A 26,244-nucleotide genomic window follows, 5' to 3' on the forward strand; every position below is an offset into this window, starting at 1 on the left:
AGAGTGACGACAACCGTAGTGAAGCGCAAGGCGGACGCCGCGAGGCCAAGCTGAAAGAAGCGTGGATCAAAGGCACGACCGTAGGAACACGAACAAGCAGTGAGGCCGGATGCGGGCGATGAGCGTGCTAGGGACCGCGAAATCCAACCGTCACCGAAAGACGCATCCGGTAGAGCTTGACGGCACGGGCCGACAGTCTTGGCACCTTACCCGGGGAGATCTCGGGCCTGANTGTGGATCACCGGAAGGCCAGCACGGGGACGGCAAGGGGATCGTCATGGAGAGTGGAATCATGACAGTGCTGAATGAGCGTTTGATGGAGATGATGCTCACGGAGGAGAATCTCCAGGCCGCCTACCGACAGGTGAAAGCCAACGGTGGTGCGCCTGGGGTGGACGGGATGGGCGTCAAGGCATTGGCGGAGCATCTTGACCGACACAGCGACCGGATCACGGCGAGGCTCCTGGATGGGCGCGATGAACCGAGTCCGGTGCGAGGCGTGGAGATCCCCAAGCCGCAAGGCGGGGTCCGTGTCCTCGGCATTCCCACGGTGCAGGATCGATGGCTGCAACAGGCCATCCAACAGGTTCTGACACCGATGTTCGAGCCGCTGTTCAGCGACAGCAGTTTCGGGTTTCGTCCCGGACGCTCGGCCCACGATGCCGTCCGCGCGGCACGCGGGTACCTGTTGGACGGGAAGACCTGGATGGTTGATATTGATCTAAAAGCTTTTTTCGATCACGTCAACCACGACCGCTTGTTATACCAGTTGCGCGAGCAGATCGGCGACCCGCGGGTGCTGAACCTGATCGGGCGCTATTTGCGGGCGGGTAGGCTGCGTCACGGTGAGGTCGAGGTACGCCTGGACGGCACGCCGCAAGGCGGGCCACTGAGTCCGTTGCTGGCGAATCTCTACCTGACCCCGCTGGACCGAGAACTGGAACGACGTGGGCTCGCGTTCTGTCGCTACGCCGATGATATGACGGTGTTCGTGGGTAGCGCGCGCAGTGCCGAGCGCGTTCTGAACAGCCTCGTGGCATGGATCGAAGCGCATCTGAAACTCCCCGTGAACCGCGAGAAAAGCGGCTGGGGGCGTCCTTGGGAACGCCAGATGTTGGGTTTCCGGCTCTTGGAAGACGGCCGAATCGGGATCGCGCCCAAGAGCATCGCGCGCTACAAGGACGCGGTGCGCCGACTCTGGGATGCACGACAGAGCCTGACCAGCAAGGAGCTGGTCCAGCAGTGGCAGCGCTACGTGCGCGGCTGGTGGAACTATTTTCGCCTCGCCGACGCACCGAAGGCACTCGCCCGCCTGGATGGCTGGGTGCGTCGCCATATGCGCAAGTGCTTTTGGCTGCGCTGGCATAATCGCCCAGGACGACACAACGCCCTAAAACGACTGGGGATGACAGGGCGGGCGTTGAAGCTGGCAAGCAGCCGCAAAGGCGCGTGGCGCATCGCGCGATCGCCGACGTTACAGCATGCGCTGTGCAACCGCATCCTCCGCCGCTATGGATTGTGGGTTCCATCAGACCTCGCCGCCGCTTAATGGTGGCTGGGTCCAACCGCCGGATGCGGAAAACCGCATGTCCGGTGGTGTGGGAGGGCTGACGGGCGCAATCCCGTCAGCCCGATCCGATCGTCCGGTGATCATGTTCGATGACTATAGCGGAGTAGGCGGTGAGCAATATTCATCTGTCGGCCACAGTTCGATCGGTTCGGACAACAATCCATGGCAGTTTGGTTGATACGCGGGTAACAACAGGCGATTCACCGGGGGATGGGAGTCTCGCCGTCAGGTAGGCCGGAAGTCCCCATGGGTTGCGCATCCCTGCTTGCAGAATCGTCACTTTAAGGGCAAAAAAATGGCGGCCAATCGGCCGCCAAAGGACGCACAGCTATCAGTAGAATATTGAGGGCGATGTCGTTTCATGCTGGCATCGACCTCGCATACGAAACTGTTGATGTCGTCTGTAACGTTAGCAGATCCCTGGAGGGTAAAAGATGGCACTGGTTCTCAACTCCGATGCATTTGTCGACGGCGATCCGATTCCAAGCCGTTTTACCTGCGATGGCGAGGATATATCGCCGCCTTTGAGCTGGAACAACCTGCCCATCGGCACCGAGAGTCTGGTTCTGATCGTTGACGATCCGGATGCGCCCGATCCCGCCGCCCCGCGCATGGTCTGGGACCATTGGGTGCTCTATAACCTTCCCGCGACCTGTTCGGGGCTGCCAGAGGGCGTTGCGTCCGATAACCTGCCGGAGGGGACTGGCGAAGGCATCAACAGTTGGGGTCGCATCGGCTATGGCGGCCCCTGCCCACCCATCGGACGACACCGCTATTTCCATCGGCTCTACGCGCTGGATATCCGCTTGCCGCCCGAACTTGGCAATCCAGGCAAGGACGACCTGCTGCTGGCGATGGACGAGCACATCCTCGCCCATGCCGAATTGGTGGGAACCTACGAAAAGTAGGTTTCTTACGGACGCACGCGATCGATCCTGACCGAGACTTGACTGGTTCCATCCAGTTGAATCGGCCCGATCTCGCCTTCGAGATCGCCCGCTTGCGGCGTGGCCTGTCCGCTCCGCGAAATGCGGGCGCCGACGATGACCTCGGGGAAGGCCGAGAGACGCATCGCCGGGTTCATCGCCAGGCTGTCGTCCAGGGTGACCGACCGGGGTAGATCCTTGACCCGCAGGCGCAGCGCGGCGAGCGGCATGGGCGGACCGGCGGCGGCGCGCGCGAAGACGAACACGGTCTGGTCCGGCCCGACCTGGGCGGCGATGTTAGGATCCAGGGTCACTTCGACGGCGAGACTGGCGCCGGCCGCTGGCTCCGGGGTGGCGGGGACGCTTGCCGGGACCGAGTCGGATGGCGCCAGTGACGGCGACTCATCTGTCACTGGTGCCGGCGCGGTTGCGGGCGCGCCCATGACCGGCGTCGACGCCGTTTCAGGCTGTCCGGCGCGGCTGTTGGCTTCATCGACCATCTGGCGCAGATTGTTGGCCTCCTCGCTGCCCGGCTCCAGTTCGTCGAGGATCTTTTGCCAGGCGACGGCGGCGGCCTGGTACTGACCGCGCTGGTAGGAAATCATCCCGTCCAGCCAGCGCGCATTGGGGTTGGCGGGCTCCTGTTGCAGCGCGGCTCCGATCAGCTCGGCCGGTTTTCCCTCCAGACTCTTGGTGTCGCTGGCGGCGGCGAGCGCCTCGGCGTAGGCGAGCATCACCTCGGTCTGATTCGATGCAAGTTCATAGGCTTTGGAGATGGCCGCGAGTCCCTGGTCCCTTTGGTCCATGGCAAAATAGGTTCGTCCGAGCATCAGCCAGCCTTCGAGATTCGCCGGATTTTCCTGCATGCGTGCTTCCAGCCGCTCGACCAGTACCTCCATGGAGGGCGCGTCCTGACCGTCCGCTCCGTCGACCGGGTGCGGCTGTCCGCTGGCGGCGGCCTCCAAGCGGGGGGCAATCTCCAGGTCGCCGAGTTGCAGATACATCAGCACGGCGGCGGACGGCACGGCGAGGGTCAGGATCGTGGCCAGCCCCCAGCGCCCCAGCGCCGAGGTCGGCTTGCTGGCGGAAGAGACGGTGCCATCGCCGTCGACATCGCGCAGGAGGTCGCGCTCCAGATCGCGGCGGGCGGCGGCGTACTGATCCTGGTCGAGAAAACCGGCTCCAAGATCGGCATCCAGTTCCCGCAGACGCTGGTTGAAGACCTCGAGATTGAGCGCGTCCTGCTCCGGCGCGTCGCTGGAGGTCTCCGGGCGCGCGAGCGGCAGAAGGATGAACGACAGCGCCAGACCGATCAGACCGGCGGCAAGTATCCAGAAAATCATCATGAGGCCCTAATCCTGGTGGTCGCCGGTCTTGGCGAGAAGTTGCTGAAGGCGGGCGCGGTCGGCCTCGCTGAGATCCTCTTCGGGCTCGGCCTTTTTCCGTTGCAGGGTCCGAAACAGCAGAAAGCCGCCGACGCCGACCAGGATGAAGGGGCCGAACCAGAGGATATAGGTGGACGGTTTAATGGGCGGTTCGTAGAGCACGAAATCGCCATAGCGGGCCACCAGAAAGTCCACGACCTCCTGCCGGCTCTGGCCCTCCTGCATCATCCGATAGACCTCCTTGCGAAGATCCTGCGCGACGCCGGCCTGCGAGCCGGCCAGCGATTCGTTCTGGCACACCAGACAGCGCAGCTCGCCGATCAGGTCGCGAAACTCATCGGTTCGGGCCGGGTCGTCGAAGGTGAATTCTTCCAGCGTATAGGCGTGCGCCGCGCCGAACGCGAGCGCACCGGCCAGCAGCACGCTCGAAAAAAGATGTTTACTGTCAATGGATATCATGATTGGTCCAGGTTTTTCCCGCCCCCTGTAGAGACAAGACATTGCCTTGTCTCTAAGCCCTCATTCCCAGCCGGGAGAGAGGTTATTTAGCGCGGTATTGTTCGACAACGGGAAGGATTTCAGACTCCCAGACGGCACGGTCGATGGGGCCGATTCGCTTGTGACGAATGATTCCCTCGCCATCCACCACGAAGGTTTCGGGAGCGCCATAGACGCCCCAGTCGATTCCAGCTTGGTTGTCGGGATCGAAGAGGGTGGTCGAGTAGGGGTCGCCATACTGACGCAGCATCTGCAAGGCTTCCGGTCGGGTGTCCTTCCAGTTGAAGCCGATCACCTGCACATCGTTCTCGCGGGCGATCCGCATCAGTTCGCCGTGTTCCTGACGGCAGGACGGACACCAGGAGGCCCAGACGTTTACCAGCGAAACCTTGCCGAGCAGAATGTCCTTCGTTAGCGTCTGGCTCGGATCCTTCAGCGACTGGAGCGCGAAGGACGGCGCCGGTTTGTCGACCAACGGCGACGGAACCTTGCGGGGATCCAGTCGCAATCCATAAAAAAGCAGGGCGGCCAGAACGAGGAAGATGCCCAGCGGGATGAGTGCGCGTGACGCGGATTTGTTCATGCTTCAACAGCCTCAAGCGCGGACGGTAGCTGTGATCGCGTACGCGCTGGAACGGTGCGATAACGCCGGTCGGTGATGGCCAGAACGCCCCCCAAGGCCATCAGGATGCAGCCGAGCCAGATCCAGCGGACATAGGGTTTGTAGTAAACCCGCAAGGCCCAGTCGCCGGACACGCCGATCGGTTCGCCGAGCGAGATATAGATGTCGCGCAGGAAACCGGCGTCGATCCCTGCCTCGGTCATCGGCATGCCGCCCGAGAAATACTTGCGCTTTTCGGGATAGAGCCGGGTGATCTCCCGTTCGCCTTGATAGACGACAAACTCGCCCCGGAAGGCATCGTAATTCGGACCCTTGACCATCTCGACGCCGTTGAACTGGAAGCGATGCCCCGCGTCCTCGTGAACCCCGCCGGGCGACATGCGGATATCCGTCTCAGTGCCCTGATTGGAGACCATGGTAACCCCAACAATAAAGACCGCGACGCCGAGATGGGCCAGCCACATGCCGTAATAGCTGCGGCTGTTGCCGCCGAGGTCGGCCGCCAGACCCTTGAGCCAGCCCCGATGCCGGAGCCGGTCGAACAGGCTGATGAGATGGGTCGCGACCAGCCAGACGGCCATGCCGAGCCCGAATCCGACCGCGAGATGACTCGTCGGGAAGAGTGGCGACGCGGTCGCGATCAGAGTCAGGATGCCGAGCGCGAATGCCAGCCAGAGGGAGCCGAGCAACCGCTTCGGTTCGTCGTGTTTCCAGTGCGTCAGCGGACCGATGCCCATTGCTAAAATCAGCAGCGGCGACAAGAACACGAACATCTTGTTGAACCAGGGGAAACCGACCGAGATCTTGCCCCAGCCAGCGGCATCGTAGATCAGCGGCGCGAGCGTGCCGAACAACACCAGCACCGCCAGCGTGGCGAGCAGCAGGTTATTGATCAGCAGAAAGGTCTCGCGCGAGACCAGATCGAAACGCCCGCCGCCGGAGATCGCGGGCGCGCGCCAGGCATAGAGCGCCAGCGAGCCGCCGATGACGATGCACAGGAAGATCAGGATGAAGGTGCCGCGTGTCGGATCGGTCGCGAAGGCATGGACCGAGGTCAGCACCCCGGAGCGGACCAGGAAGGTGCCCAGAAGCGAGAGCGAAAAGGCCGAGATCGCCAGCAGTACGGTCCAGTTTTTAAAGGCCGCGCGTTTCTCGGTGACCGCGAGCGAATGCATGAGCGCGGTCCCGACCAGCCAGGGCATGAAGGAGGCATTTTCGACCGGATCCCAGAACCACCAGCCGCCCCAGCCGAGTTCGTAATAGGCCCACCAGGAGCCGAGCGCGACCCCGATGGTCAGGAAGATCCAGGCGGCCGTCGTCCAGGGCCGCGACCAGCGCGCCCAGGCCGAATCCAGCTTGCCGCCGATCAGGGCCGCGATTGCGAAGGCAAAGGCGACCGAGAAGCCGACATAGCCCATGTAGAGCATGGGCGGATGGATCGCCAGACCCGGATCCTGCAACAGCGGATTGAGATCGCGGCCTTCGAGCGGCACCGGAAAAATGCGGTCGAAGGGATTCGAGGTCAGCACCATGAACAGCAGAAAACCGATCGCGACCATGCCCTGCACCGAGATGACCCGCGCAATCATCGGGAGCGGTAGGTTTTTGCTGAAGGCGGCGACCGCCGCGCCCCAGCCGGCCAGCATCAGCACCCAGAGCAGCAGCGAGCCTTCATGAGCGCCCCAGATGGCCGAGACCTTGTAGGCGGTCGGCATCAGCGAATTGGAGTTGGTCGCCACATAGATGACCGAGAAATCGTCGATCAGAAAGGCTTGCAGCAGACAGAGGAAGCTGATCCCGATAAAGGTCAACTGACCCCAGGCGAGCGGGCGGGCAAGCTCCATCCAGGCGCGATTGCCGGAAAAAGTCCCCAGCAATGGCACGCTCGCCTGGACCAGTGCCAGCATCAGAGCCAGGATCAGCGCGAAATGACCGAGTTCAGGCACCATCAGTTGGTTGCTCCGGACGCCGGGGCGGAGGCGGCTTCGACGACGCCCTCGGCATGAGCCGTCTGGAGCGTGCTCGCAACCTCGGGTGGCACATATTCCTCGTCGTGCTTGGCCAGTACCTCGTCGGCGTAGAACACCCCGTCGGCCCCAAGTTTCCCCTTGGCCACGACGCCGGTGCCTTCGCTAAAGAGATCGGGCAGGATGCCGGTATAGGCGACCTTGACCGTCTCGGCGTTGTCCGTCACATCGAAGTGCACCGTTAGACCGTCCTGCTGGCGCGCGAGCGTCCCTTTCGTGACCAGTCCGCCGAGCCGGAAGACATGATCCGGCGGTGCCTCGTTCGCGAGCACCTGCGAGGGACTGAAGAAATACGAGATATTGCTTTTCAGCGCGGTCAGGGCCAGGGCCGAGGCCGTGCCGATCCCGAGGATCGCCAGGCCCACGAAGACGAGTCTTTTTTGTCTTGCTTTCATGGTCAGTGCCAGTGGTTTGAGTGAGGACTATCTATAGTTCAACGGGTGATCTGCAGGAGCGCAAGTGCGGGCAACATGATGCCAGTTTGACTTGATAAGCGTTTGCCAGTGGGCCTATTGGCTGAATATTCAAGACCTCTTCTACCTGCGGTTTCGTGTAAGCGACTTGTTAGCCAATCAGCGATTGAAATTGCTCTCTAGACATCTCGCAATCCCGAAGGATCTTCGCGATCAAGCCCGGTCCAATCGACTCCCCGGCGTGCACGGGAATAACGGTCGTCCGTCCGTCTGCATGCCGCATAAAATGATGGCTTCCCTTGATTCTAATTATCCGAAACCCTACCCGGATCAAAGCATCGACAACTTGCTTGCCGGTGAGCGATGGCAACTTGTTCATGCAGCCACGGTAATTCTTTGGATACCAATAAAATCGAGCGGTTCAACTTCATTTTCTTGTACTTCGAGGTATAGCTCAATCGCTTCGCGGATACGTTCCATTAAGGCATCGAGGGATTTGGCTTGCGTATGGCATCCAGGAAGAGCAGGAACGGATGCAATCAGATAACCTTCTGTATCGCGTTCGATAACAACGTTAAATTCTCGTTTCATACGATACTCTGGTTTCGTGCTTGATCTTTGGGTAAGGCAAACGAATAGGTTGAGCGGCCTGCTGGCACGCCTTTGCAGATTAATCGCCGCGCCGTTTGCGGGGTCCGCTCTTAAAGCGCTTGTTTAGGTTTACGCTGCGTTGTGTTTTGCTAGAAGTTCCCTGACCGCCGGCACAAGCACTGTGGGCACTTCCATCATTGTTTGTCCTTCCGTTTCAAAGGCGGCCTCGTCTTCGAAAAGCGCTTCGTCTTCAGTCTGGGGTTCGTAGTGCGCTAGAACCTTGGCGACTCGGTTGCTGTCCCAGCCTGGAGGAAAAGGATTTTGTTTCATCGAGGTTTTCTCCGGTGTCTGCGTTTGAATGCTGTCAACGGCTTGCATGTCAGTTCATAGGCTGTGATCACGAAGACGCTATCTGGTTCTGGATCGGGTACGTAGATGACCCGCAAGAACCTGCCTGTACGAAATTCAGGGACAGACTACGTTTATTCGCTAATAGTCAGGAAAAGGGAAAACGTGGTCTGTCCCGGGTTTATCTTAACGTCGCAAATCCGCCGCGGGTGCCTTTGTCGCGTCGGCTGGATTTGCCTTGTTAGCACTGTCTTTTTTCTTCTATTTGCATCCAAATACACTAATTTTTTCGATCCAGTTTTTTGCTACGAGTGCTTCATTTGTCTTCGTTAGGTGATTGAACGTTATTTACATCTTCAAACCATTGCCCAAGTTCTTTGTCGCTCAAGTCTCCCCAACTCTTTACCATCCATTCCTCATCGAGCAAAAAATCCGTCAGCAGCTTTTTATATTCTTTTTCCCCAGTTTCCTCCCACTCAGACGGTGGCCATTGACCACCTGAATAGTTCAATAGCATTCCGGGTTCGGCATATATCACTCCATCAGGAACAACCGCAGAGAACTCAAAGCCCATGTCCATGGTTCCCGTTACCTGCGTAATGATCGGCGCGGCTTGTTCCAATTTGTGAATCATATCCTCACGAGTCACTGTCAGTTCTCCATTATCTTTTTTTCTCAAGCGATTGGTGTTGGGCTACAGTGAGTTAGACAGAAATCGTAATTATGGTACTAGACGGGAATTCAGGGACAGATCACGTTTATTCACTGTTAGTTAGGAATGGGAAAAACGTGGTCTGTCCCGGGTTTGCCCCGCCGGGCTTACCGAATAAAGCGGCATCGGCTGACACGAGATTTAAAAAATTAGCAAGGCGCCGTCTGTAGGGGGCCGCTCTTTAGCCGTTTGTTGTGCTTTGCCTTGTTAATTGATTTGATATTTCAATATCCTTTTTTAGAAGAGAGTTGACTGTCTCGCTTAAAGAATAAGTAATGTCTGACTTACTCATTTTATCAAAAAAAAACTCTTTTATTTCTTTATCTAAATAGATAGGTATGTCTAACTCCTCTAATGGCCTATAAAATTTTCCCTGTTCAGCGTCGGTAAAGTCATACTCATCTTTCATTTTGGTCGCCTACTCTGATATGTGTCATTTTCGCGATTAGTCGCTTTCCGAGCACTAATGATTCGCACACGCTCAACGCCATCATTATCGATGAAGGTATGGACAACAACAACGACGGTTTCGTTCAACGATTTGCCTAACATGATCCATCTGTCTTCATCGCAAGAATGTTCATTATCATATTTGTTTAATGCAAAAGGATCTGCAAAAACATAGGATGCTTGCTCAAATGTAATGCCATGCTTTTGAATGTTTATCCTTTCTTTTTCTGTATTCCATTCAAATTTCATACTGAACTACCGCCCACCCTCCCCACGCATCCGAATCAATCGACCCAGACGAGACAGAATGGTTCGCCGTTCCGCGCGAAGTTGCAGGATTTCGGCCAGCAGCAGGAGCGCGACCATGCCATAGGCGCCCCAGACAAAAAAGGCATAGCCGCCTTGCGAGAAGAAGTCGGTCATGTCTTATCTCCGTCGGTCAAGAGTTCGCGCGCCCAGGCGCTCTCCGCTTCGCGCGTCAGGATGATGCCGCGCAGACGCATGAAGGTGGTGGCGAAGGAATACATCCAGAAGGCCAGGGTCATGGTCAGCATCGCAAACAAAATGTTGCCGTCCATGCGGCCTAGGCCGGAGCGCTGATGCAGCGCCGCGCACTGGTTCGGGTCTGGACAGTTGATCGACCAGAAGATGACCGGCACCATGATGAGCCCGACAATCGCCAGCAGGGCCGAGGCGCGATCCGCGCGGCGGATATCGTCGATGGCCGAATGCAGCGCCATGTAACCGATATACATGAAGAACAGCACCAGTTCGGAGGTCAGGCGCGGATCCCAATCCCAATAGGTGCCCCAGCTCGGGCGGCCCCAGAAGGCGCCGGTCCAGAGCGCCAGGAAGGTGAAGATGGCCCCGGTCGGCGCGATCGCGTTGGCCATCATGAAGGATAGTCGGGTGTTGAACACCAGCCCGATCGCGGCCCAGCCGACCATGACGACATACAGCCACATCGACATCCAGGCCGAGGGGACATGGATGAAGATGATGCGGTAATACTCTTTTTGCGGATTGTTGCCGCCGAGCCGGTCGACCGTCTCGAAGAAGCCCCAATAGAGACCGACGATAAGCAGGATGACCGTCAAAATCCAGAATACGGGAATGAGTCGTCCGGCGATCGGATAGAACGAGGGAGGAGAGGCGAATTTGAACCAGTTGAGGGTCATTGAGTAGAGCCAGTGGTAGTGGGGAGTCGAGGTTTGGCGCGATGCTTTATGAAAGTAGCTCGAAGGCGCCCTGACGGTGCCCCTGCTGAATCCGATCGGTGGCGAAGCCAGTATTGACCAGAATCATTATGGTTGTTTCCGACGAATCGCATCCGCAACCGCGCGCTTGGATTCCCTCGCTGGAGCGACTGCGTAGCCACCTTCACCAAGATCAAGCTCGCAGTAGATATCGTATGGCTTGCGATGCGCCTGCGTGACCGCCTCAGTCTCGTAGGCGCTCAGGCCCCGCTTCAAGATTTCCGAGATGGAAATTCCGGTGAGATTGCGCAGACGCTCCAGCGTTTTCTCGGCTTCATCGTCGAGACGGACGGTTCTTGTGCCCATGATTTAGGTCCGATCTTGAAAGAATACTATTCAATGGAAATCCGCAACGCCGCCGCCGAGGCCACCGGGGCAAAAGTCAGTGCCACCATCAGAAATGCCCCCAACAACGTAAGATACGGCATGGTATCTGACAAATCGATGACACTGACCTCCACCGCGCCCGCGCCATAGACCAGCACCGGAATATAAAGCGGCAGAATCAGCAGCGACAACAGGATTCCGCCGCCGCGCAGGCCGAGCGTCAGCGCCGCGCCGATGGCGCCGATCAGGCTCAGGATCGGAGTGCCGAGCAGGAGCGAGAGCATCATGACGCCGATCGCGGTCTCCGAGAGGTGATACTGCATGCCGACCAGCGGGGCGATCAGCACCAGCGGCAGCCCGGTCAGGAGCCAGTGGGCGGCGATCTTCGCCAGTACCAGCAGCGCCAGCGGTTGGGCGGTCAGCAACATTTGCTCCAGCGTACCGTCCTCGTAGTCCGCCGCGAAGAGGCGCTCCAGGGCCAGCATCGAGGCCAGCAGCGCCGCCACCCAGACCACTCCGGGGCCGAGGATGCGCAGCACCTGATGTTCGGTGCCGACACCGAGCGGAAACAGGCTCACCACGATGACGAAAAAAAACAGCGTGGTCAGCACGTCCGTGCGCCGGCGCAGCGCCAGCGTCAGATCGCGCGTGAGAATGCACCAGAAGACTCGCAGCATATCGACTCAGTTCCCCAGATCCAGGCGCTCGACCTGACCCGAGGTCAGCGGCACTTCCTGGTGCGTCGTCAGAACCGCCAGTCCTCCCGCCTCGACATGCGCCGAAATCAGGCTCTGGAGCAGGATTACGGCATCGACATCCAGCGCGGTGAAGGGTTCGTCCAGCACCCAGAGTTTGGATCGGGTCAGGATGAGTCGGGCCAGCGCGACGCGCTTTTTTTGGCCCTGGGAGAGCATGCGGGTGGGGAGATCCTCGAAACCGGCAAGCCCGATGCGCCCGAGCGCGGCCCAGATCGCGGGCCGGTCCACGTCGTCGCCATCGAGCGTGGCGGCAACCGCCAGGTTTTCGATGCCGGTCAGATCGCCCTTGATGCCGTTCAGGTGGCCGAAATAGAGCAGATCGCGCCGGTAGTCTTCGCCCAGGCGACGGATGGACTCGCCCTGCCAGCGGATGTCGCCGGCATCCGGGGTGAAGAGTCCGCAGAGGGTGCGCAGGAGGGTCGTCTTGCCGCTGCCGTTACGCCCGCGCACATGCAGGAGGGTGCCGGTGCCGAGGGCGAAATCCAGGTTGGAGAACAGCCGCCGGTCGCCGCGCCGGCATTCCAGCTTCGTCACCTCAAGCATGTTTGAGCTTGGACCATGTTGTGCGACGGGATCCGATTCGTTGACGCGGGCAGGCCGGCACACGGGCCGGCAGCGCCGCTGCCATGATTGGGCGAGCCGTCTGGCTCACGCGGTTGAACGCCCAACCATAAACGCTCAGGGCGATTTCGACAACTGCGCAATCTTCCAGCAATTGTGGATCCGTGGATTCCGGGCAAAATCCCGCGGCAGAGTCTCGGCGCTGATGTCCGTCACTTCCAGCCCCGCCAGCCCCTCCAGATCGATGCGGAAACGGCGCAGGTTGTTGGAGAAGATCAGCGTACCGTCCGGCTCCAGCAGGCGCAGCGTGGAATGGATCAGGCTCACATGATCGCGCTGGATATCGAGCGTGCCGTACATCCGTTTGGAAGTCGAAAAGCTCGGCGGATCGAGGAAAATCAGATCGTAACGCCGTCGGCCAGCCGTGCGCTCCAGCCAGCGCAGACAGTCGGCCTGGACCAGTTCGTGTTGCTCCAGATCGATCCCGTTCAGGGTCAGATTGCTCTGTGCCCAGTCGAGATAGGTGTTCGACATGTCCACCGTGGTGCTTGAAAGGGCGCCCGCCCTGGCCGCATAGACGGTCGCCGTGCCGGTATAGCCGAACAGATTCAGGAAACGCTTGCCCGCCGCCAGCGTGCCGATCAGTCGGCGCACGTCGCGATGGTCGAGGAACAGACCGGTATCCAGATAATCCTCGAAATTGACCAGGAAACGATGCCCACCCTCGGCGACTTCGTGAAAATGGCCGGTCTCGTCGAGACGCTCGTACTGGTTCGATCCCTTTTGAGGCTGGCGCACCTTGAAGTAGACCTGCTCGCCGGGCACTTCCAGGACTTCCGGGATAAGACCCAATGCCTCGCGCAGACGGTGGCGGGCCTTTTTGGGATCGATGCTGGCGGGTGCGGCGTATTCCTGCACCTGCACCCAGCGCTGTTCGCCGGCGTAGATGTCCACGGCGAGCGCGTATTCGGGCAGATCGGCATCATAGAGGCGCAGACAGTCGATCTGTTCGTCGCGCTGCCATTTGCGCAGTGCCTTGAGGTTCTTTTTGAGCCGGTTGGCGAGCATGTCTGCGCTCGGACTGCGCGCTTCTGGCGGTAATGGGCGCGGCTGGTTGGTGACGAAATACTGTGGTTCGACCTGAAAATGCAGGAGCTTGCATTCGATGGGGCCGTTGTAGAGCGTGTGCATCCGTACCGCGCGCAGACCCATGTACTTGCCCAGATCCGGAGTACCGGTGAAGACCGCCGCGCGCCAGCCGAGAAAGCGATCCTTGAGGACCGCGCCCAGACGGGCATAGAGGGCCGGCAGTTCGTCTTCCTCCCCCAGCCGCTCGCCATAGGGCGGATTGACGATCACCAGCCCCTCGTCCTCGACTCGACCGGGCCGGCAATCCGACAACTCGCGCCGTTCGAAATGAGCCAGGCCCTCAAGTCCGGCCCGCGCCAGGTGGTGGATGGAGGCGCGGATCGCGTTGGGATTCTGGTCGTAACCGCGCAGCGCGCCGAGTCGTTTTAAACCGGCGTCGCGACGGATGTGGGCCTCGTTGAGCAGGCGTTGCCAGACCGCGTCATCGAACTGGGTCCAGCCGTGGAAGCCGAAGCGCTCGCGCAGCAGTCCGGGTGCGATGTCCGCCGCGATCAGTGCGCCCTCGATGACGAGCGTGCCCGAGCCGCACATGGGATCGAGCAGCGCGCCGCCCGCGGCGGCAATCTCCGGCCACCCGGCGCGCAGCAGCAGGGCGGCGGCGAGATTTTCCTTCAGCGGGGCCGCCGAGCCTTCGTCCCGATAGCCGCGCAGATGCAGCGAGTCGCCAGACAGGTCGAGACTGATGCCGACGGTTTCCTGATGGGCGTAGACATGGATGCGCAGGTCGGGATGGTCCTGATCGACGCTCGGACGCCGCCCGAGCCGGTTCATGAAGTGGTCGGCGATCGCATCCTTGACCCGCAGCACGGCGAAGTGCGGATGATTGATGCCTTTCAGGTCGCCGTCGAACTGGACCGCGAAGGTGTGCTCCGGCGTCAGATGGTCCTCCCAATGAATATCCGCCGCCGCCGCGTAGAGATCGTCAGGCCCGGCGGCCGGAGACTGACCCAAGGGCAACAGGATGCGATTGGCGACCCGCGACCAGAGACAGGCCCGATAGCCGTCTTCCAGGCTGCCCGAGAAACGCGCGCCGCCGCGTGTCTCGGTGGCGTCGGGCATGCCGAGCCGGATGAGTTCCTCGGCGAGCAGACTGCCCATGTGTTTCGGGGCGGATGCGAAAAAAAGGTGCGGGGACATGCGGGTGAGGGGACTCCAGAGGGCCGGGTGCCGGGATAGTGGTGAGTGACGAGTGCTGAGTGGTTTCTCGTGACACCGCTTTGCGGTGTCACGGATCTCTTCGGCGCTCCGCGCCGTCACAGAGCGAATCGCCGGTACGAGTGACCGGCGACACGACATGGCGCGCGGGTCTAGTCGTTCTTCTTGAGCAGGCCCGCGAGCGCCTCGAAGGGATTGTGGGTCGTCTGTTTCCCGGTTCCGCCGCTGCTGCGTGCGCCGCCGTGACCGGCCGCCAGCGAGGCGAGATGTTCCTCGTACTTCTGATGCTCGTTGTCGTGGCAGTAGAGACACAACAATTCCCAGTTGCTGCCGTCGGGCGGATTGTTATCGTGGTCCATATCCTTGTGATGGACCGTCAGTTCGCGCAGATTCTCGCGGGTGAAAGTCCGCGCGCAGCGCCCGCAGACCCATGGATAGAGCTTGAGCGCCTGATCGCGATAACCCGCCGCGCGCTCCTCGCCGGCCTTGCGCGCGTCGGCGACGACGCGGTCGAGTTTGGCGCTGTCGATGGGTTTGCCGGTTTTGCCGTGGCGTGGGCCGTTGGTCGTGGCCATGTTGGGATCCTCGATGAGGGAGTCGGTCCGCGCAACGGTGCGCCAGTTCCGTTCTTCGGGAACATCGCGGAAGCGCGCCCGGAGAGTTCAGCGACTGGGCGAGGATCCATCCAGGGCAGGGGCGGGACGATGGCTCCCGAGAATGACGATGTTGGAGTCTGAATCCGGAACGCCGGATTGTATCCAACATCCTGACGGAATGTTAGCGCGTCCGATCGGGATTGCCGAGTGGTACGCGGCAATCCCTGGGGGATGACACGGCTCCTCCGCTGGCATCGATGCGTTGGGATCTAATCCTCTACATCCGTGTCCCGGTCGCGTCGCTCGACCGTTTCCGGGTCGGCGGTGATGGGGCGGTAGATCTCGACCCGGTTGCCGTCGCTCAAGCGGGCGTCGAGCGAGACGATTTTGCCGAAGATGCCGACCTTGTTGCTCGCGAGGTCGATGTCCGGGAACTGGTTGAGCAGGCCGGAGCGTTCGATCGCAGCCCGTACCGTGCTGTCGTCCGGCACGTCGAGTTTGAGCCAGGTCTGTTTGAATTTGTCCGCGTAGGCGACGCCGATGTGCATGGGATCGATGACCTCCGATTTTGGTTAAGCCGTCTTCAAGGCCAAGGATTCACGCCGTTTGGCCTCCGCCGCGCGGGCATCGATGACCCGCTTGCCGGCAAGCAGAAAGCCCAGGGCCAGGAAGCCGCCAGGGGGAAGGATGGCAAGCAGAAAGCCGCGATAGTCCGGAATCAGGGTGAGTTCGAGGAAGGACATCGCCTGTCCGAGCAGCAGCGAGGCGCCCGCGAACAGCGTGCCGCTGCCGACGATCTCGCGCACGCCGCCGAGCACCACCAGGATGGCCGTGAATCCAAGTCCCATCATGAGTCCGTCGAGCGCGGCGGACGATACCGGGTTTTTCGAGGCGAAGGCTTCGGCGCGGCCGAGGATGGCGCAATTGACCACGATCAGCGCGATGAACAGCCCCAGCACCTTATGCAACTCGTGGGCATAGGCGTTGAGCCCGAGATCCACCAGGGTGACCAGGGTGGCGATCACCACGATATAGACCGGAATCCGGACCTCCGGCGTGACCAGATCGCGGATCAGCGAGATCAGTACATTGGACACCAGGAGGACCGCCGTGGTCGCCAGCCCCATGCCGAGTCCGTTGGTCGCGGTCCCGGTCACGGCCAGTGTCGGACAGAGCGCCAGACTCTGGCTGAGGACGACGTTATTGGACCAGAGACCGTCGCGTGTAATTCGGCCCCATTGGATGCCTGCTTTTTTGTCTGTCGCTGTTGTCATGATGGCTGCCGGTCTTTTGGGACAGTTGTCAGTTGTCAGTTGTCAGTGGGGTGCCGCTGGTTTGAAGTGCGGGTGGAGCGATGAACTCGTCGCGATGGGCGGCGAAGAATTCCAGCCCGCCCTTGAGCGCGCGGACTACGCCGCGCGGGGTGATGGTGGCCCCGCTGAACTGATCGAAGTCGCCGCCGTCCTTTTTGACGCCCCAGCGTTCCGCCGGTGGGTTGCCGAGCGAGAGTCCGTCGAAGGCCAGGATCCAGTCATCCTTGGCGATCTCGATCTTGTCGCCGAGCCCTGGCGTCTCCTTGTGCGAGAGGACGCGCGCGCCCAAGACCTTGCCATCGGCCGCGACGCCGAGGATGACGGCGATCTCGCCGGCGTAGCCGTTGCCCGTGACCTGAAAGGCGACTGCGGTCACTTGTCCCTCGGCAAGCGCCCGATAGACCAGTGTCGGGGTTCCGCTGGCGTCGTTCAGGGTGAGGGTGTTGGCCAGCAGGTCGTTCTCGTGCAGTGCCGACGGAATGACTTGCTCCAGCGATGCGTTCATGTCCTCGGCTTGGCGCTGGGCGATGGGCTCGCGCGTCGCCCGATCGGCGACGACCAGCAGGGTGGCGGCGAGCGCCACGGTGCCGCCAAGCAGCAGGCCCTGATAGCCGATGCCCTGGCGGAAGTTGGACCATGCCAGTGTGCTCATCGGCTGACCTCAATCTCGTCGGCGTATTCGATGGGGCTGCCCTTGCGATCGCGACCGTAGACGCGGGGGCGGACATAATGATCGATCAAGGGGGTACAGGCGTTCATCAGCAACACCGCGAAGGCGACCCCCTCCGGGTAGCCGGTCCAGGTGCGGATGACATAGACCAGCAAACCGCAGCCCGCCCCGAAGATAATCTGGCCCCGGAGCGAAACCGGCGAGGTCACCAGATCGGTGGCGATGAAGAAGGCCCCGAGCAGGGTCGCGCCCGAGACCAGATGATAGAGCGGCCCTGTGTAGTGCTCCGGATCGACAAAGTGCATCAGGGTCGCGGCGAGCGCGAGCGTGCCGAGCATCGCAACCGGGATGTGCCAGGTGAGGATACGTTTGTAGAGCAGGAACAGCCCGCCAAAGAGGATCAGCAGCGCGGAGCCTTCGCCCAGGCTGCCGGAGAGCGTACCCACTGCATCCGTCATGGGTGTGTAGAAGCCGGGCAGAATCTCCGAGAGAACGTGGCCCTGTGCCAGCTCGGTGCGCACATGCCCCAGCAGGGTGGCGCCGGAGAAGGCGTCGGTCGCCTGTCCGCCAAAGGTGATCGCCAGACCTTGCGGCCAGTCCGGGCTGCCGGCCGCGAACAGCGGCGCGGGATTGACGAAGCTGGTCAGTTCCAGCGGAAAGGAAATCAACAAGGCGACCCGCGCGACCATCGCCGGATTGAACAGGTTCTGGCCGATGCCGCCGAAGACCTGTTTAGCGATGACGATCGCGATCAGACCGCCGACCACGCCGGTCCACCAGGGCGCCCAAGGTGGTAGGGTCATCGCCAGCAACCAGCCGGTCAACACCGCCGAGCCGTCGAGCAAAAAGGGTCGGATCGGTTTGCCGGCGATCCACAGACAGACCGCCTCGGCAAGCAGGACGGTGACCAGGGTCACCGTGAAGAGATAGATCGCGGGCCAGCCGAATTGCCAGAAGCTAAAAACGGTGGCGGGCAATAAAGCCAGCATCACCAGTCCCATGGTCCGGGAAATGCTGACGCGCTCGTGGGCGAAAGGTCCGGCGTTGGGCGCGGGTGTCTCGATACTCATCTCATGCCTCCGTTTCGACCGCCGACGCCGGGGTCGGCAAGGGCGTTGGCATGTCCGTGGACAGGCTCGCCGCCGCCGCCTTCTTTTTGGCGTCGGCCTCGCGCTTGCGCGCCGCCATGGCCTCGCGTTTGGCCCGCTGGATCGCATCGATCCGCGCGGTGCGTTGTTCGATCAGCCGTTTGGTCTCGGCCTGTTTCTGCTTGGCGCGACCGCGCGCGGCCATCTCGCCCTTGGCGTAGTTGAAGAACTGCACCAGCGGGATATGCGCTGGGCAGACATAGGCGCAGGAGCCGCAACCGATACAGTCCATCAACCCTCGGCTGACCGCTCCCTCCAATTCGCCGGCGCGGGTGTGCGCCGCCAGATCCAGCGGCACCAATCCGCAGGGACACGCCAGCACACAACTGCCGCAACGGATGCAGGGCATGGGTTCGCGCAGATTGGTCTCGGCGGCCGTCAACGCCAGCACGCCATTGCTGCCCTTGACCATGGGGACACGGGTACTCGGCAGGGGTTGACCCATCATGGGGCCGCCGCTGAGCAGCCGCGCCGGTTCCTCCCGGAACCCGCCGCAGTAATCGAGCAGATCCTGAACCCGCGTCCCCAGCGGGACGCGCAGATTGCACGGCCGGGAGATGGCGCCGCCGCTGACGGTGACGACTCGCGAAACCAGCGGATAGCCAAACCGCAGCGCCTCATGCACGGCAAAGGCGGTGGCGGGATTGTGGACCACCACGCCGATGTCCGCCGTTAGACCGCGCGCCGGGGTCTCGCGTCCGGTCAGGGTCTGGACCAGATGTTTTTCCGACCCCATCGGATAGCGGGTCGGCAGGCGCGCGATCTGTATATTCGGATGGGCCGAAGCGGCGATGGCCATCGCGGCCTGCGCCTCGGGCTTGTTGTTCTCGATGCCGATGACGATCCGCGCGACACCCAGCGCGTGGGCCATGATGCGGATGCCATCGATCACCGCGTCGGTCTGTTCGCGCATCAGCCGGTCGTCGCAGGTGAGATAGGGCTCGCATTCGGCGCCGTTGATGACCAAGGTATGGAGCTTGTATTTCTTGCGCAGATTGAGCTTGACCGCCGCAGGGAAGGTCGCGCCGCCCAGTCCGACGATCCCGGCCGTGCCCACCCGCGTGGCGATCTCGTCGGGGTCGAGCGCGAAGGGATCGGCGACGCCCTGAATCTGGTCCGACCAGCGGTCCTCGCCGTCGGGCTGAAGGGTGACGGTCGGTACCGACAGCCCCGAGGCATGATGGGCCGGATAGCTGCCCACCCCGACGATGCGACCCGAGGTGGGCGCATGCACTGGCGCGGAGATCATCCCTTGGCCTTGGGCGATCAGATCGCCCTTGGCGACCCGCTGACCGCGCCGCACCGCCGGGCTGGCGGGCGCGCCGATATGCTGCTGGAGCGGGATGTGCAGCAGGGCCGGCAGGGGCAGGGTCTCGATGGCCTGCCCCGCCGCCAGTTGCTTGCGATCGTCCGGGTGGACGCCGCCGCGGATCTTGAAGAGTTTCATCGCATTCATCCCGCCAGAGCCAAGGGCTTGGGCCAGAACCAGGTCTGGAGTGTCGCGGTCATCGGGCGCATCTCGATACACTCGGTCGGACAGACATCGAAGCACAGCTCGCAGCCGATGCAGGCGTCGGCGAAGACGCTATGGATCATGTTGTTCGCGCCCATGATCGCGTCGGTCGGGCAGCGCTTGAAGCATTTGGTGCAGCCCACGCAGAGGTTCTCGTGGATGTGCGCGATCATCGGCGGTTTTTCCGCGACCCCGGAGAGATCCACCGCGACCCCGAGCAGGCTCGCCAGTTCCTCGGCCAGGGCGCGGCCGCCGGGCGGGCAGAGCGTGATCGGCGCGGCGCCGGAGGCGATGGCCTCCGCCGCCGGTCCGCACCCCGGATAACCGCACTGACCACATTGCGAGCCAGGCATCAGGGCCGCCACTTTTTCGGTCAGGGGATTTCCCTCGACCTTGAGATAACGCCCGGCGACGCCGAGCAACCAGCCCAGGATCAGGCCGAGCGTGGTGAGACTGGCGATGGCTAACATATCCGCGATGCCCTCGGATGATCAGTGTTCAGCATGGGGTTACCCAGGGAGCCATCATGCCAACCCCGCGAAGCCCATGAAGGCCAGCGACAGCAGGCCAGCAACGATGAAGGCGATGGGTGTTCCGGCGAAGGCGGCAGGTACCTGGACCAACGCCAGACGCTCGCGCAGACCGGCGAACAGGATCATGACCAGGGTGAATCCGAGCGCCGAGCCAAATCCATAGAGCACGCTTTCCAGAAACCCATGATCTTCCTGGACGTTCAACAGGGCGACGCCGAGCACGGCACAGTTGGTGGTGATGAGCGGCAGATAGATGCCCAGCACCTGATAGAGTGTCGGCGACATCTTCCTCACCACCATCTCGGTGAACTGCACCACGGCGGCGATCACTACGATGAAGGTCAGGATCCGCAAAAACCCGATATCGAGCGGGCCAAGCAGAAAATGCTCCAAAAGCCAGCCGGCGACCGAGGCGAGGGTCAGGACAAAGGTCGTGGCAAGCCCCATGCCGAGCGCCGAGTCGATCTTGCTGGAGACCCCCATGAAGGCACAGAGCCCGAGGAACTTGACCAGCACCACGTTGTTCACCAGTGCGGTGCCGAGGATCAGCATGAGATACTCGCCCATCTTGAAATATGTCCCTGCGCGTCAAACTTGATGAGTCAGGGAATGCAAAGGTGATGCCATCGATTTCCAAAGGCGTGTCACGCGCGCCGCCCGGCAACCCTTCGCGGTGAGGATGCGGGCGCTAGGAGTTCGTCGAAACAAAGGCTTGATTGAACGGGATGACGGGTTGGAACGACCAGTCGCGGCTCATGTCAGAGGCGGAAATCGATCTCCCCGCGACTTCGTCCTGTCATGACGGCAACAGAATTTTTGTTGCAGTGCAGTGCGATTGTTGGAAAACTCACAGCGTCTTTTTCCGTCGCTGGCACTCAAGCACTCGCGACGGAAAGACCATCCAGTTTGTTTTTTGCCTAAATTTTCATCTTTTAAACCGCGTCCCGCCGTGCATCGTGGGCGACCAGCGAGGCTGGAGTCATCCGCAACCGCGCCTGACACGCTGGACGCGGTTTAAAATATCAGGAGAACGCCGTGCCGGTTCGACAAGCCCCGGAGCCCGTCCATCAGGCCGTGATCAACGCGCTGAGTGAATTCCTCGCCACGCCGCCTGAAGGCACGCCGCCGGAGCTGGTCGAGGCGCTGGCCCTGATGTGCGGAAATTCGTCGAATCCACTGCCGCCACGGCTCTTTTTCGAGGCGGTCGAGCAATCGCCGATCGCCATCTCGATCACCGACGCCAGGGCGACCATCCTCTATGCCAATCTCGCCTTCGAGGCCCTGACCGGTTACAGCCGCGACGAGGTGCTGGGCCAGAACGAGGCAATCCTGTCCAATAACGCAACCCCGGCCACGGTCTACGAGCATCTGTGGCGGACCATCGAGCGCAAACAGACCTGGACCGGCACCCTGGTCAACCGCACCAAGCAGGGCGGCGACTACCTGGCGGAGCTGATCATCTCGCCGGTGCTGGGGCGCGATGGCGGACTCCAGTATTTCCTCGGCATGCACCGCGACGTGACCAAGGTGCACGAGCTGGAAGGCGCGCTGCGCCAGCAGAAGGCGCGCATCGAGACGGTGCTGGACGCCGCGCCCGTGCTGGTCGTCCTGCTCGACCGCGAGGGGCGGGTCATCCTCGATAATCAGGAATACAAGAAACTGTTGGGCGATCTGCGCGGCAAGGAACCGGTCGATGTCCTGCGCGCGGCGATCGGCGAGCAGCTCGGCAGCGACCCCTTCGCGGCCTGTCTCGACGGTCGCGGTTTCAAGAATGTCGAGGTCAGCATCGACATCCGCGGGCATCAGGGACCGCGCTGGTTCTCTTGCTCGGGGACGCCGGTCGATGAGTCCGACCCCACGGCGCGCAGCTATTTCGGTCAACAGGCGCCCGGCGAGCGCCGCTTGCTGCTGCTGGCCAACGAGGTCACCGGACGCCGCCGCGAGATCGAGCGCGCGCAACTGGAACACCTGCGTGCGAGCCTGGCCGAACAGCAGTTGATGCACGGCATGCGCGAGGCCTTGGCCGCTGCCATCTATCAGATTCAGGTGCCGCTCAATGTCATCAACGCCGCCGCCAGCATGCTGCGCAGCGGCGCGGGGAACGTGGAGACCCTCGCGGGGATGCTCGACCAGATCAGCGACTCCGGCGCCCGCGCGCTGGCCACCTTGAGCGCGGCCCTGCCCGAGGGACCGCGCGAGGCCGGCGTCATGGTCAATGTCAACGCGCTGTTGCGACAGGTGCTCGAACTGGAAACCGAACGCCTGCTGGCGACCGGCATCGTGGTGGACTGGCAGCCGGCCTCCGTCCTACCCGAACTGCCCGGCCACCAGAATCAGTTACGCTCGCTGTTCAAGCATCTGATCGACAATGCCATTCAGGCGCTATGCGAATCCAGCCGTCCGCAGCGCGAGCTGCGCCTGAGCACCCGTCGCTTGGATAACAGCGTGGAGATCGAGATTCAGGACAATGGTCCCGGCATCGCCTCCGAGGATCGCTACCGGGTCTTCGAGCCCTTTTTCATCGGTTGGCGCAACCGTCGCGGCCGGGCCGGAATGGGGCTCGCGCTGGCCCAGGAAATCGCTAACGCCCATGGCGGATCGATCGAGGTCGATCCCGAGCAAACCGACGGCTGTCTGATCCGTGTGTCCCTGACCGCTGTGCTACCGGACGAATGACCTTGCCAGAACGAGCCATGAATTCTCCTGTCACCGATTTCGGCAGTGCCGAAGACGCCTTGCGCCTGGCCCTGCTGGAGTCCCAACTGGCCGCGCTGTTCGAGGTGAGCAGCGTACTGAGCCGTTCGTTGAATCTGCGCCAGACGCTGCGCGAGGTGCTCGGCGTCCTGCACGAGTGTGGGCGTATGAGTCACGGACTGGTCTGTCTGCTCGACGAAGAGCGCGGCGAACTCCTGATCAGCGCCATCCACGACAAGGACGCCGAACCCTTTGAAAAGATCAGCTACCAGCCGGGCGAGGGCGTGATCGGACGCATCCTTTCCACCAACGCGCCCTGGATTCTGCCACGGGTGGCCGACGAACCGAATTTCCTGGATCGTCTGAACCTCTACGATCAGAATCTTCCTTTTATCGGCGTCCCGATTCGCTGTGGCGAGGATGGCGCGATCGGCGTCTTCGCCGCCCAGCCGCCTGCCGGCGAGGGTCTGCTCGCGGACCGTTCGCGCTTTCTCGAAATGGTCGCCAACCTGATCGGGCAGGCGGTCCGTCTCGCCCGCACCGTCGAGGCCGAACAGCAGGCGCTGCGCGAGGAGCGCGACAAACTGCGCCGCGAGGTCAAGGGCGCCCACGGGTTCGACAGCATCATCGGGCGCGCCAACAGCATGCGCCTGGTCTTCGATCAGGTGCGTCAGGTCGCCAAATGGAACACCACGGTGCTGATCCGGGGCGAATCCGGGACCGGCAAGGAGCTGATCGCCAACGCCATTCATTACAACTCGCCGCGCGCGCGCGCCGCTTTCATCAAGCTCAACTGCGCCGCTTTGCCGGATAACCTGCTGGAGTCCGAGCTGTTCGGGCACGAAAAAGGCGCCTTCACCGGTGCCGTCAGTCTGCGCAAAGGGCGCTTCGAGCAGGCCGACGGCGGCACGCTCTTTCTCGACGAGATCGGCGAAATTTCGCCCGCCTTTCAGGCCAAACTCCTGCGCGTCCTGCAGGAAGGCGAGTTCGAGCGAGTCGGCGGCGGGCGGACGCTGAAGGTCGACGTGCGCGTGATCGCCGCCACCAACCGCGATCTTGAAGCCGGCGTGCGCGCTGGCGAGTTCCGCGAGGATTTGTATTACCGCCTCAACGTCATGCCGATCCGCATGCCCGCGCTGCGCGAGCGCATCGAGGATGTCCCGGATCTGGCGCGTTTTCTGGTCGAGAAGGTCGCCCGTCTGCAGGGCCGCGAACTCGAAATCACCGACAGCGCGCTGCGTGTCCTGATGCGCTACGACTGGCCCGGCAACGTCCGCGAACTAGAGAACTGCATGGAGCGCGCCGCGGTCATGAGCGAGCAGGGGATCATCGATCGGGATGTCATCAATCTGACCGGAATCGACGTGAGCGCCGTGGGCGCGGATTTTTCCCAGCCATCCGCCGTCGCCGCGACAACCAGTCAGATCGATCTCAACGACCCCGATCTGGACGAGCGCGAACGGGTCATCGCCGCGCTGGAAGAGGCCGGCTGGGTCCAGGCCAAGGCCGCGCGTCTGCTCAACATGACCCCGCGCCAGATCGCCTATCGGATCCAGACGCTCAATATTCGCATGCGCCAGTTTTAAACCGCGTTAACGATAGGGTGAGCTCGATGGCGGCGATTCACGAAAAGAGCAGGATGTTGCATGACACTGCATGAGACCCCCAACTGGGAACAGGACGGTCGCGATTGGCCGAACCGGGAGTTCAGTCATTTCGTGTCGGCGGGCGGTCTGCGCTGGCATGTCCAGCAGATGGGCGAGGGGCCATTGCTCCTGCTGCTCCATGGCACGGGGGCCGCGACGCATTCCTGGCGTGACTTCGCGCCCATGCTGGCCGAGCGCTTCAGGTTGATTGCGCCGGATCTGCCTGGCCATGGTTTCACCACGACGCCATCCTACGAACGCATGTCCCTGCCCGGCATGGCGGCGGCGATCGGCGACTTGATCGAAACGCTGGGTGTAACCCCGGATTTGGTGCTCGGGCATTCGGCGGGGGCGGCGATTTTGCTCCAACTCTGTCTGGAAGGCAGGATTGCGCCACGCGGTCTGATTAGCCTGAACGGTGCGTTCATGCCCTGGCGCGGTCTGCCTGCTCATGTGTTCTCGCCTGCGGCTAAGTTGCTCGCGGGGAACTCGCTGGTGTCGCGTGTTTTCGCCTGGCGCGCGGGCAATCGACGCGAGATCGAGCGTCTTGTCGCGAGTACCGGTTCGACCCTGACACCGGGCGGCATCGATTTCTACCAGCGTTTGATCCGCTATCCATCGCATATCCGGGCCACGCTCTCCATGATGGCCAATTGGGATCTCACGCGCATCGAGCAGGGGCTGGCGCATCTGCAAACGCCTTTGTATCTGGTGGTGGGCGAGGGGGATCTGACGGTCTCGCCGCGCGAGGCATGCCGGGTACGCGACCGTTTGCCGAGCGCGGAACTGATGACCCTGCCCGGTCTCGGGCATCTGGCCCATGAGGAGCAGCCGGCGGAAGTCGCCGCGGTCGTTCGGCAGATCGCCAAGCGTCTGGGGCTTTTCGAGCAATCCTGACCGCGTCGCGGTCCTTTAGCCAGAATATTTCATGAATTCACCACAAAGGCACGAAGAACGCAAAGGAAACAATGCCTTGAGGATTTCCATGCGGCTTGTCTCCTGGTCGACCCAGCCTCGGCCAAACATCCTTGACTCAATCCTTTGCGGCCTTCGCGTCTTTGCGGTGAGAAATCCGGGTTAGGACTTCCACTCGACAGTCCCGGGCGTTTTTGAAGATACCGAGATGCCCCGCGACTGATTCCTGTCAATCTTTGGCCTGTATGCAGGGCCTAATCCGGCAAGGATCCTGCTATACTGTCAACCTATATTGACATGGAATCAGGTAATGCAGACTTGACACTCGTGGCTTCCCAGCATCCCGAGAGGAATTCCGATTTGACCCCACCGCGCGCGGTCGTCATCGGCAGCGGCTTTGGCGGCCTGGCCGCCGCGGTGCGTCTTGGGGCGCGCGGCTATCGCGTCACCGTCCTCGAACGTCTCGAC

General features: G+C 61.7%; 31 protein-coding genes. 6 read left to right on the forward strand and 25 right to left on the reverse strand.

Annotated features, from left to right (window positions below):
- Window positions 1-325 precede the first annotated feature (325 nt).
- Window positions 326-1,549, forward strand: a complete 1,224-nt coding sequence (ltrA, locus tag CCR95_RS10555) for a group II intron reverse transcriptase/maturase (RefSeq protein WP_242523175.1) — start codon at window positions 326-328, stop codon at window positions 1,547-1,549.
- A gap of 455 nt (window positions 1,550-2,004) precedes the next feature.
- Window positions 2,005-2,478: a YbhB/YbcL family Raf kinase inhibitor-like protein gene (locus tag CCR95_RS10560; RefSeq protein WP_201094157.1), complete on the forward strand. Its 474-nt coding sequence runs from the start codon at window positions 2,005-2,007 to the stop codon at window positions 2,476-2,478.
- Window positions 2,479-2,483: 5 nt separating this feature from the next.
- Here the strand turns inward: CCR95_RS10560 and ccmI are convergent, their stop codons facing one another.
- The 25 genes from ccmI to rsxA all read right to left on the reverse strand — a co-directional run bounded on the left by ccmI (window position 2,484) and on the right by rsxA (window position 21,088).
- On the reverse strand, window positions 2,484-3,842 hold the full coding sequence (ccmI, locus tag CCR95_RS10565) for a c-type cytochrome biogenesis protein CcmI (protein WP_201094158.1): 1,359 nt from the start codon (window positions 3,840-3,842) through the stop codon (window positions 2,484-2,486).
- Window positions 3,843-3,848: 6 nt separating this feature from the next.
- Window positions 3,849-4,340 carry a cytochrome c-type biogenesis protein gene (locus CCR95_RS10570; RefSeq protein ID WP_201094159.1) on the reverse strand — a complete coding sequence of 164 codons (492 nt, stop codon included), beginning with the start codon at window positions 4,338-4,340 and terminating at the stop codon, window positions 3,849-3,851.
- A gap of 82 nt (window positions 4,341-4,422) precedes the next feature.
- Entirely contained in the window at window positions 4,423-4,962 is a 540-nt protein-coding gene (locus tag CCR95_RS10575) for a DsbE family thiol:disulfide interchange protein (protein WP_201094160.1), read from the reverse strand.
- Complete coding sequence (locus tag CCR95_RS10580; RefSeq protein ID WP_201094161.1) at window positions 4,959-6,950, reverse strand: heme lyase CcmF/NrfE family subunit; 1,992 nt, start codon at window positions 6,948-6,950, stop codon at window positions 4,959-4,961. Before CCR95_RS10580 ends, CCR95_RS10575 begins: the two co-directional genes overlap by 4 nt.
- Window positions 6,950-7,423, reverse strand: coding sequence for a cytochrome c maturation protein CcmE (ccmE, locus tag CCR95_RS10585; protein WP_201094162.1), 474 nt, complete (start codon window positions 7,421-7,423; stop codon window positions 6,950-6,952). Before ccmE ends, CCR95_RS10580 begins: the two co-directional genes overlap by 1 nt.
- Before the next feature lie 169 nt (window positions 7,424-7,592).
- Window positions 7,593-7,820, reverse strand: a complete 228-nt coding sequence (locus tag CCR95_RS26335) for a type II toxin-antitoxin system HicA family toxin (RefSeq protein ID WP_201094163.1) — start codon at window positions 7,818-7,820, stop codon at window positions 7,593-7,595.
- Complete coding sequence (locus tag CCR95_RS10595; RefSeq protein WP_201094164.1) at window positions 7,817-8,032, reverse strand: type II toxin-antitoxin system HicB family antitoxin; 216 nt, start codon at window positions 8,030-8,032, stop codon at window positions 7,817-7,819. Before CCR95_RS10595 ends, CCR95_RS26335 begins: the two co-directional genes overlap by 4 nt.
- A 129-nt stretch (window positions 8,033-8,161) precedes the next feature.
- Window positions 8,162-8,410, reverse strand: a complete 249-nt coding sequence (locus tag CCR95_RS10600) for a hypothetical protein (protein WP_201094165.1) — start codon at window positions 8,408-8,410, stop codon at window positions 8,162-8,164.
- 286 nt (window positions 8,411-8,696) lie between these two features.
- Window positions 8,697-9,059 (reverse strand): hypothetical protein, encoded by a 363-nt coding sequence (locus CCR95_RS10605; protein ID WP_201094166.1) that lies wholly within the window; start codon window positions 9,057-9,059, stop codon window positions 8,697-8,699.
- Window positions 9,060-9,273: 214 nt separating this feature from the next.
- The gene (locus CCR95_RS10610; protein WP_201094167.1) at window positions 9,274-9,501 is read right to left on the reverse strand and encodes a hypothetical protein; all 228 of its coding nucleotides are present in this window, start codon (window positions 9,499-9,501) and stop codon (window positions 9,274-9,276) included.
- Window positions 9,498-9,791: a BrnT family toxin gene (locus tag CCR95_RS10615; RefSeq protein ID WP_201094170.1), complete on the reverse strand. Its 294-nt coding sequence runs from the start codon at window positions 9,789-9,791 to the stop codon at window positions 9,498-9,500. Before CCR95_RS10615 ends, CCR95_RS10610 begins: the two co-directional genes overlap by 4 nt.
- Window positions 9,792-9,797: 6 nt before the next feature.
- Window positions 9,798-9,965, reverse strand: a complete 168-nt coding sequence (gene ccmD, locus CCR95_RS10620) for a heme exporter protein CcmD (protein WP_201094172.1) — start codon at window positions 9,963-9,965, stop codon at window positions 9,798-9,800.
- Window positions 9,962-10,720, reverse strand: a complete 759-nt coding sequence (gene ccsA, locus CCR95_RS10625; RefSeq protein ID WP_201094174.1) for a cytochrome c biogenesis protein CcsA — start codon at window positions 10,718-10,720, stop codon at window positions 9,962-9,964. The genes ccmD and ccsA overlap by 4 nt, the downstream gene beginning before the upstream one ends.
- 126 nt (window positions 10,721-10,846) lie before the next feature.
- Window positions 10,847-11,104, reverse strand: coding sequence for a ribbon-helix-helix protein, CopG family (locus tag CCR95_RS10630; protein WP_201094176.1), 258 nt, complete (start codon window positions 11,102-11,104; stop codon window positions 10,847-10,849).
- Window positions 11,105-11,130: 26 nt separating this feature from the next.
- The gene (ccmB, locus tag CCR95_RS10635; protein WP_201094178.1) at window positions 11,131-11,802 is read right to left on the reverse strand and encodes a heme exporter protein CcmB; all 672 of its coding nucleotides are present in this window, start codon (window positions 11,800-11,802) and stop codon (window positions 11,131-11,133) included.
- A 6-nt stretch (window positions 11,803-11,808) separates the two neighbouring features.
- A complete protein-coding gene (gene ccmA / locus CCR95_RS10640) occupies window positions 11,809-12,426 on the reverse strand; it encodes a cytochrome c biogenesis heme-transporting ATPase CcmA (RefSeq protein ID WP_201094180.1) in 618 nt (205 codons plus the stop codon).
- 135 nt (window positions 12,427-12,561) lie between these two features.
- Window positions 12,562-14,730: a bifunctional 23S rRNA (guanine(2069)-N(7))-methyltransferase RlmK/23S rRNA (guanine(2445)-N(2))-methyltransferase RlmL gene (gene rlmKL, locus CCR95_RS10645; protein WP_201094182.1), complete on the reverse strand. Its 2,169-nt coding sequence runs from the start codon at window positions 14,728-14,730 to the stop codon at window positions 12,562-12,564.
- Window positions 14,731-14,900: 170 nt separating this feature from the next.
- Entirely contained in the window at window positions 14,901-15,323 is a 423-nt protein-coding gene (locus tag CCR95_RS10650) for a YajD family HNH nuclease (protein ID WP_201094184.1), read from the reverse strand.
- A 290-nt stretch (window positions 15,324-15,613) separates the two neighbouring features.
- Window positions 15,614-15,892 carry an RnfH family protein gene (locus CCR95_RS10655; protein WP_201094185.1) on the reverse strand — a complete coding sequence of 93 codons (279 nt, stop codon included), beginning with the start codon at window positions 15,890-15,892 and terminating at the stop codon, window positions 15,614-15,616.
- Window positions 15,893-15,916: 24 nt separating this feature from the next.
- Entirely contained in the window at window positions 15,917-16,618 is a 702-nt protein-coding gene (locus tag CCR95_RS10660) for an electron transport complex subunit E (RefSeq protein WP_201094188.1), read from the reverse strand.
- 28 nt (window positions 16,619-16,646) lie between these two features.
- Window positions 16,647-17,309: an electron transport complex subunit RsxG gene (gene rsxG, locus CCR95_RS10665; RefSeq protein WP_201094190.1), complete on the reverse strand. Its 663-nt coding sequence runs from the start codon at window positions 17,307-17,309 to the stop codon at window positions 16,647-16,649.
- A complete protein-coding gene (locus CCR95_RS10670) occupies window positions 17,306-18,397 on the reverse strand; it encodes an RnfABCDGE type electron transport complex subunit D (RefSeq protein ID WP_201094191.1) in 1,092 nt (363 codons plus the stop codon). The genes rsxG and CCR95_RS10670 overlap by 4 nt, the downstream gene beginning before the upstream one ends.
- A 1-nt stretch (window position 18,398) precedes the next feature.
- Window positions 18,399-19,922: an electron transport complex subunit RsxC gene (gene rsxC, locus CCR95_RS10675; protein ID WP_201094193.1), complete on the reverse strand. Its 1,524-nt coding sequence runs from the start codon at window positions 19,920-19,922 to the stop codon at window positions 18,399-18,401.
- 5 nt (window positions 19,923-19,927) lie between these two features.
- A complete protein-coding gene (gene rsxB / locus CCR95_RS10680) occupies window positions 19,928-20,458 on the reverse strand; it encodes an electron transport complex subunit RsxB (protein ID WP_201094195.1) in 531 nt (176 codons plus the stop codon).
- Window positions 20,459-20,512: 54 nt separating this feature from the next.
- Complete coding sequence (gene rsxA, locus CCR95_RS10685; protein WP_201094197.1) at window positions 20,513-21,088, reverse strand: electron transport complex subunit RsxA; 576 nt, start codon at window positions 21,086-21,088, stop codon at window positions 20,513-20,515.
- A 468-nt stretch (window positions 21,089-21,556) separates the two neighbouring features.
- Between rsxA and nifL the strand changes: the two genes are divergently transcribed.
- The 4 genes from nifL to CCR95_RS10705 form a co-directional block, all read left to right on the forward strand.
- Window positions 21,557-23,197, forward strand: a complete 1,641-nt coding sequence (nifL, locus tag CCR95_RS10690) for a nitrogen fixation negative regulator NifL (protein WP_201094198.1) — start codon at window positions 21,557-21,559, stop codon at window positions 23,195-23,197.
- Window positions 23,198-23,214: 17 nt separating this feature from the next.
- Window positions 23,215-24,801, forward strand: coding sequence for a nif-specific transcriptional activator NifA (gene nifA, locus CCR95_RS10695; protein ID WP_201094199.1), 1,587 nt, complete (start codon window positions 23,215-23,217; stop codon window positions 24,799-24,801).
- 60 nt (window positions 24,802-24,861) lie between these two features.
- Window positions 24,862-25,758, forward strand: a complete 897-nt coding sequence (gene bchO, locus CCR95_RS10700) for an alpha/beta fold hydrolase BchO (RefSeq protein ID WP_201094200.1) — start codon at window positions 24,862-24,864, stop codon at window positions 25,756-25,758.
- Between the two features lie 315 nt (window positions 25,759-26,073).
- A partial coding sequence (locus tag CCR95_RS10705; protein ID WP_242523176.1) for an NAD(P)-binding protein occupies window positions 26,074-26,244 on the forward strand: 171 nt, incomplete at its 3' end.

It is taken from the genome of Thiocystis minor (genome assembly GCF_016653465.1).
GTDB lineage: Bacteria > Pseudomonadota > Gammaproteobacteria > Chromatiales > Chromatiaceae > Chromatium > Chromatium minus.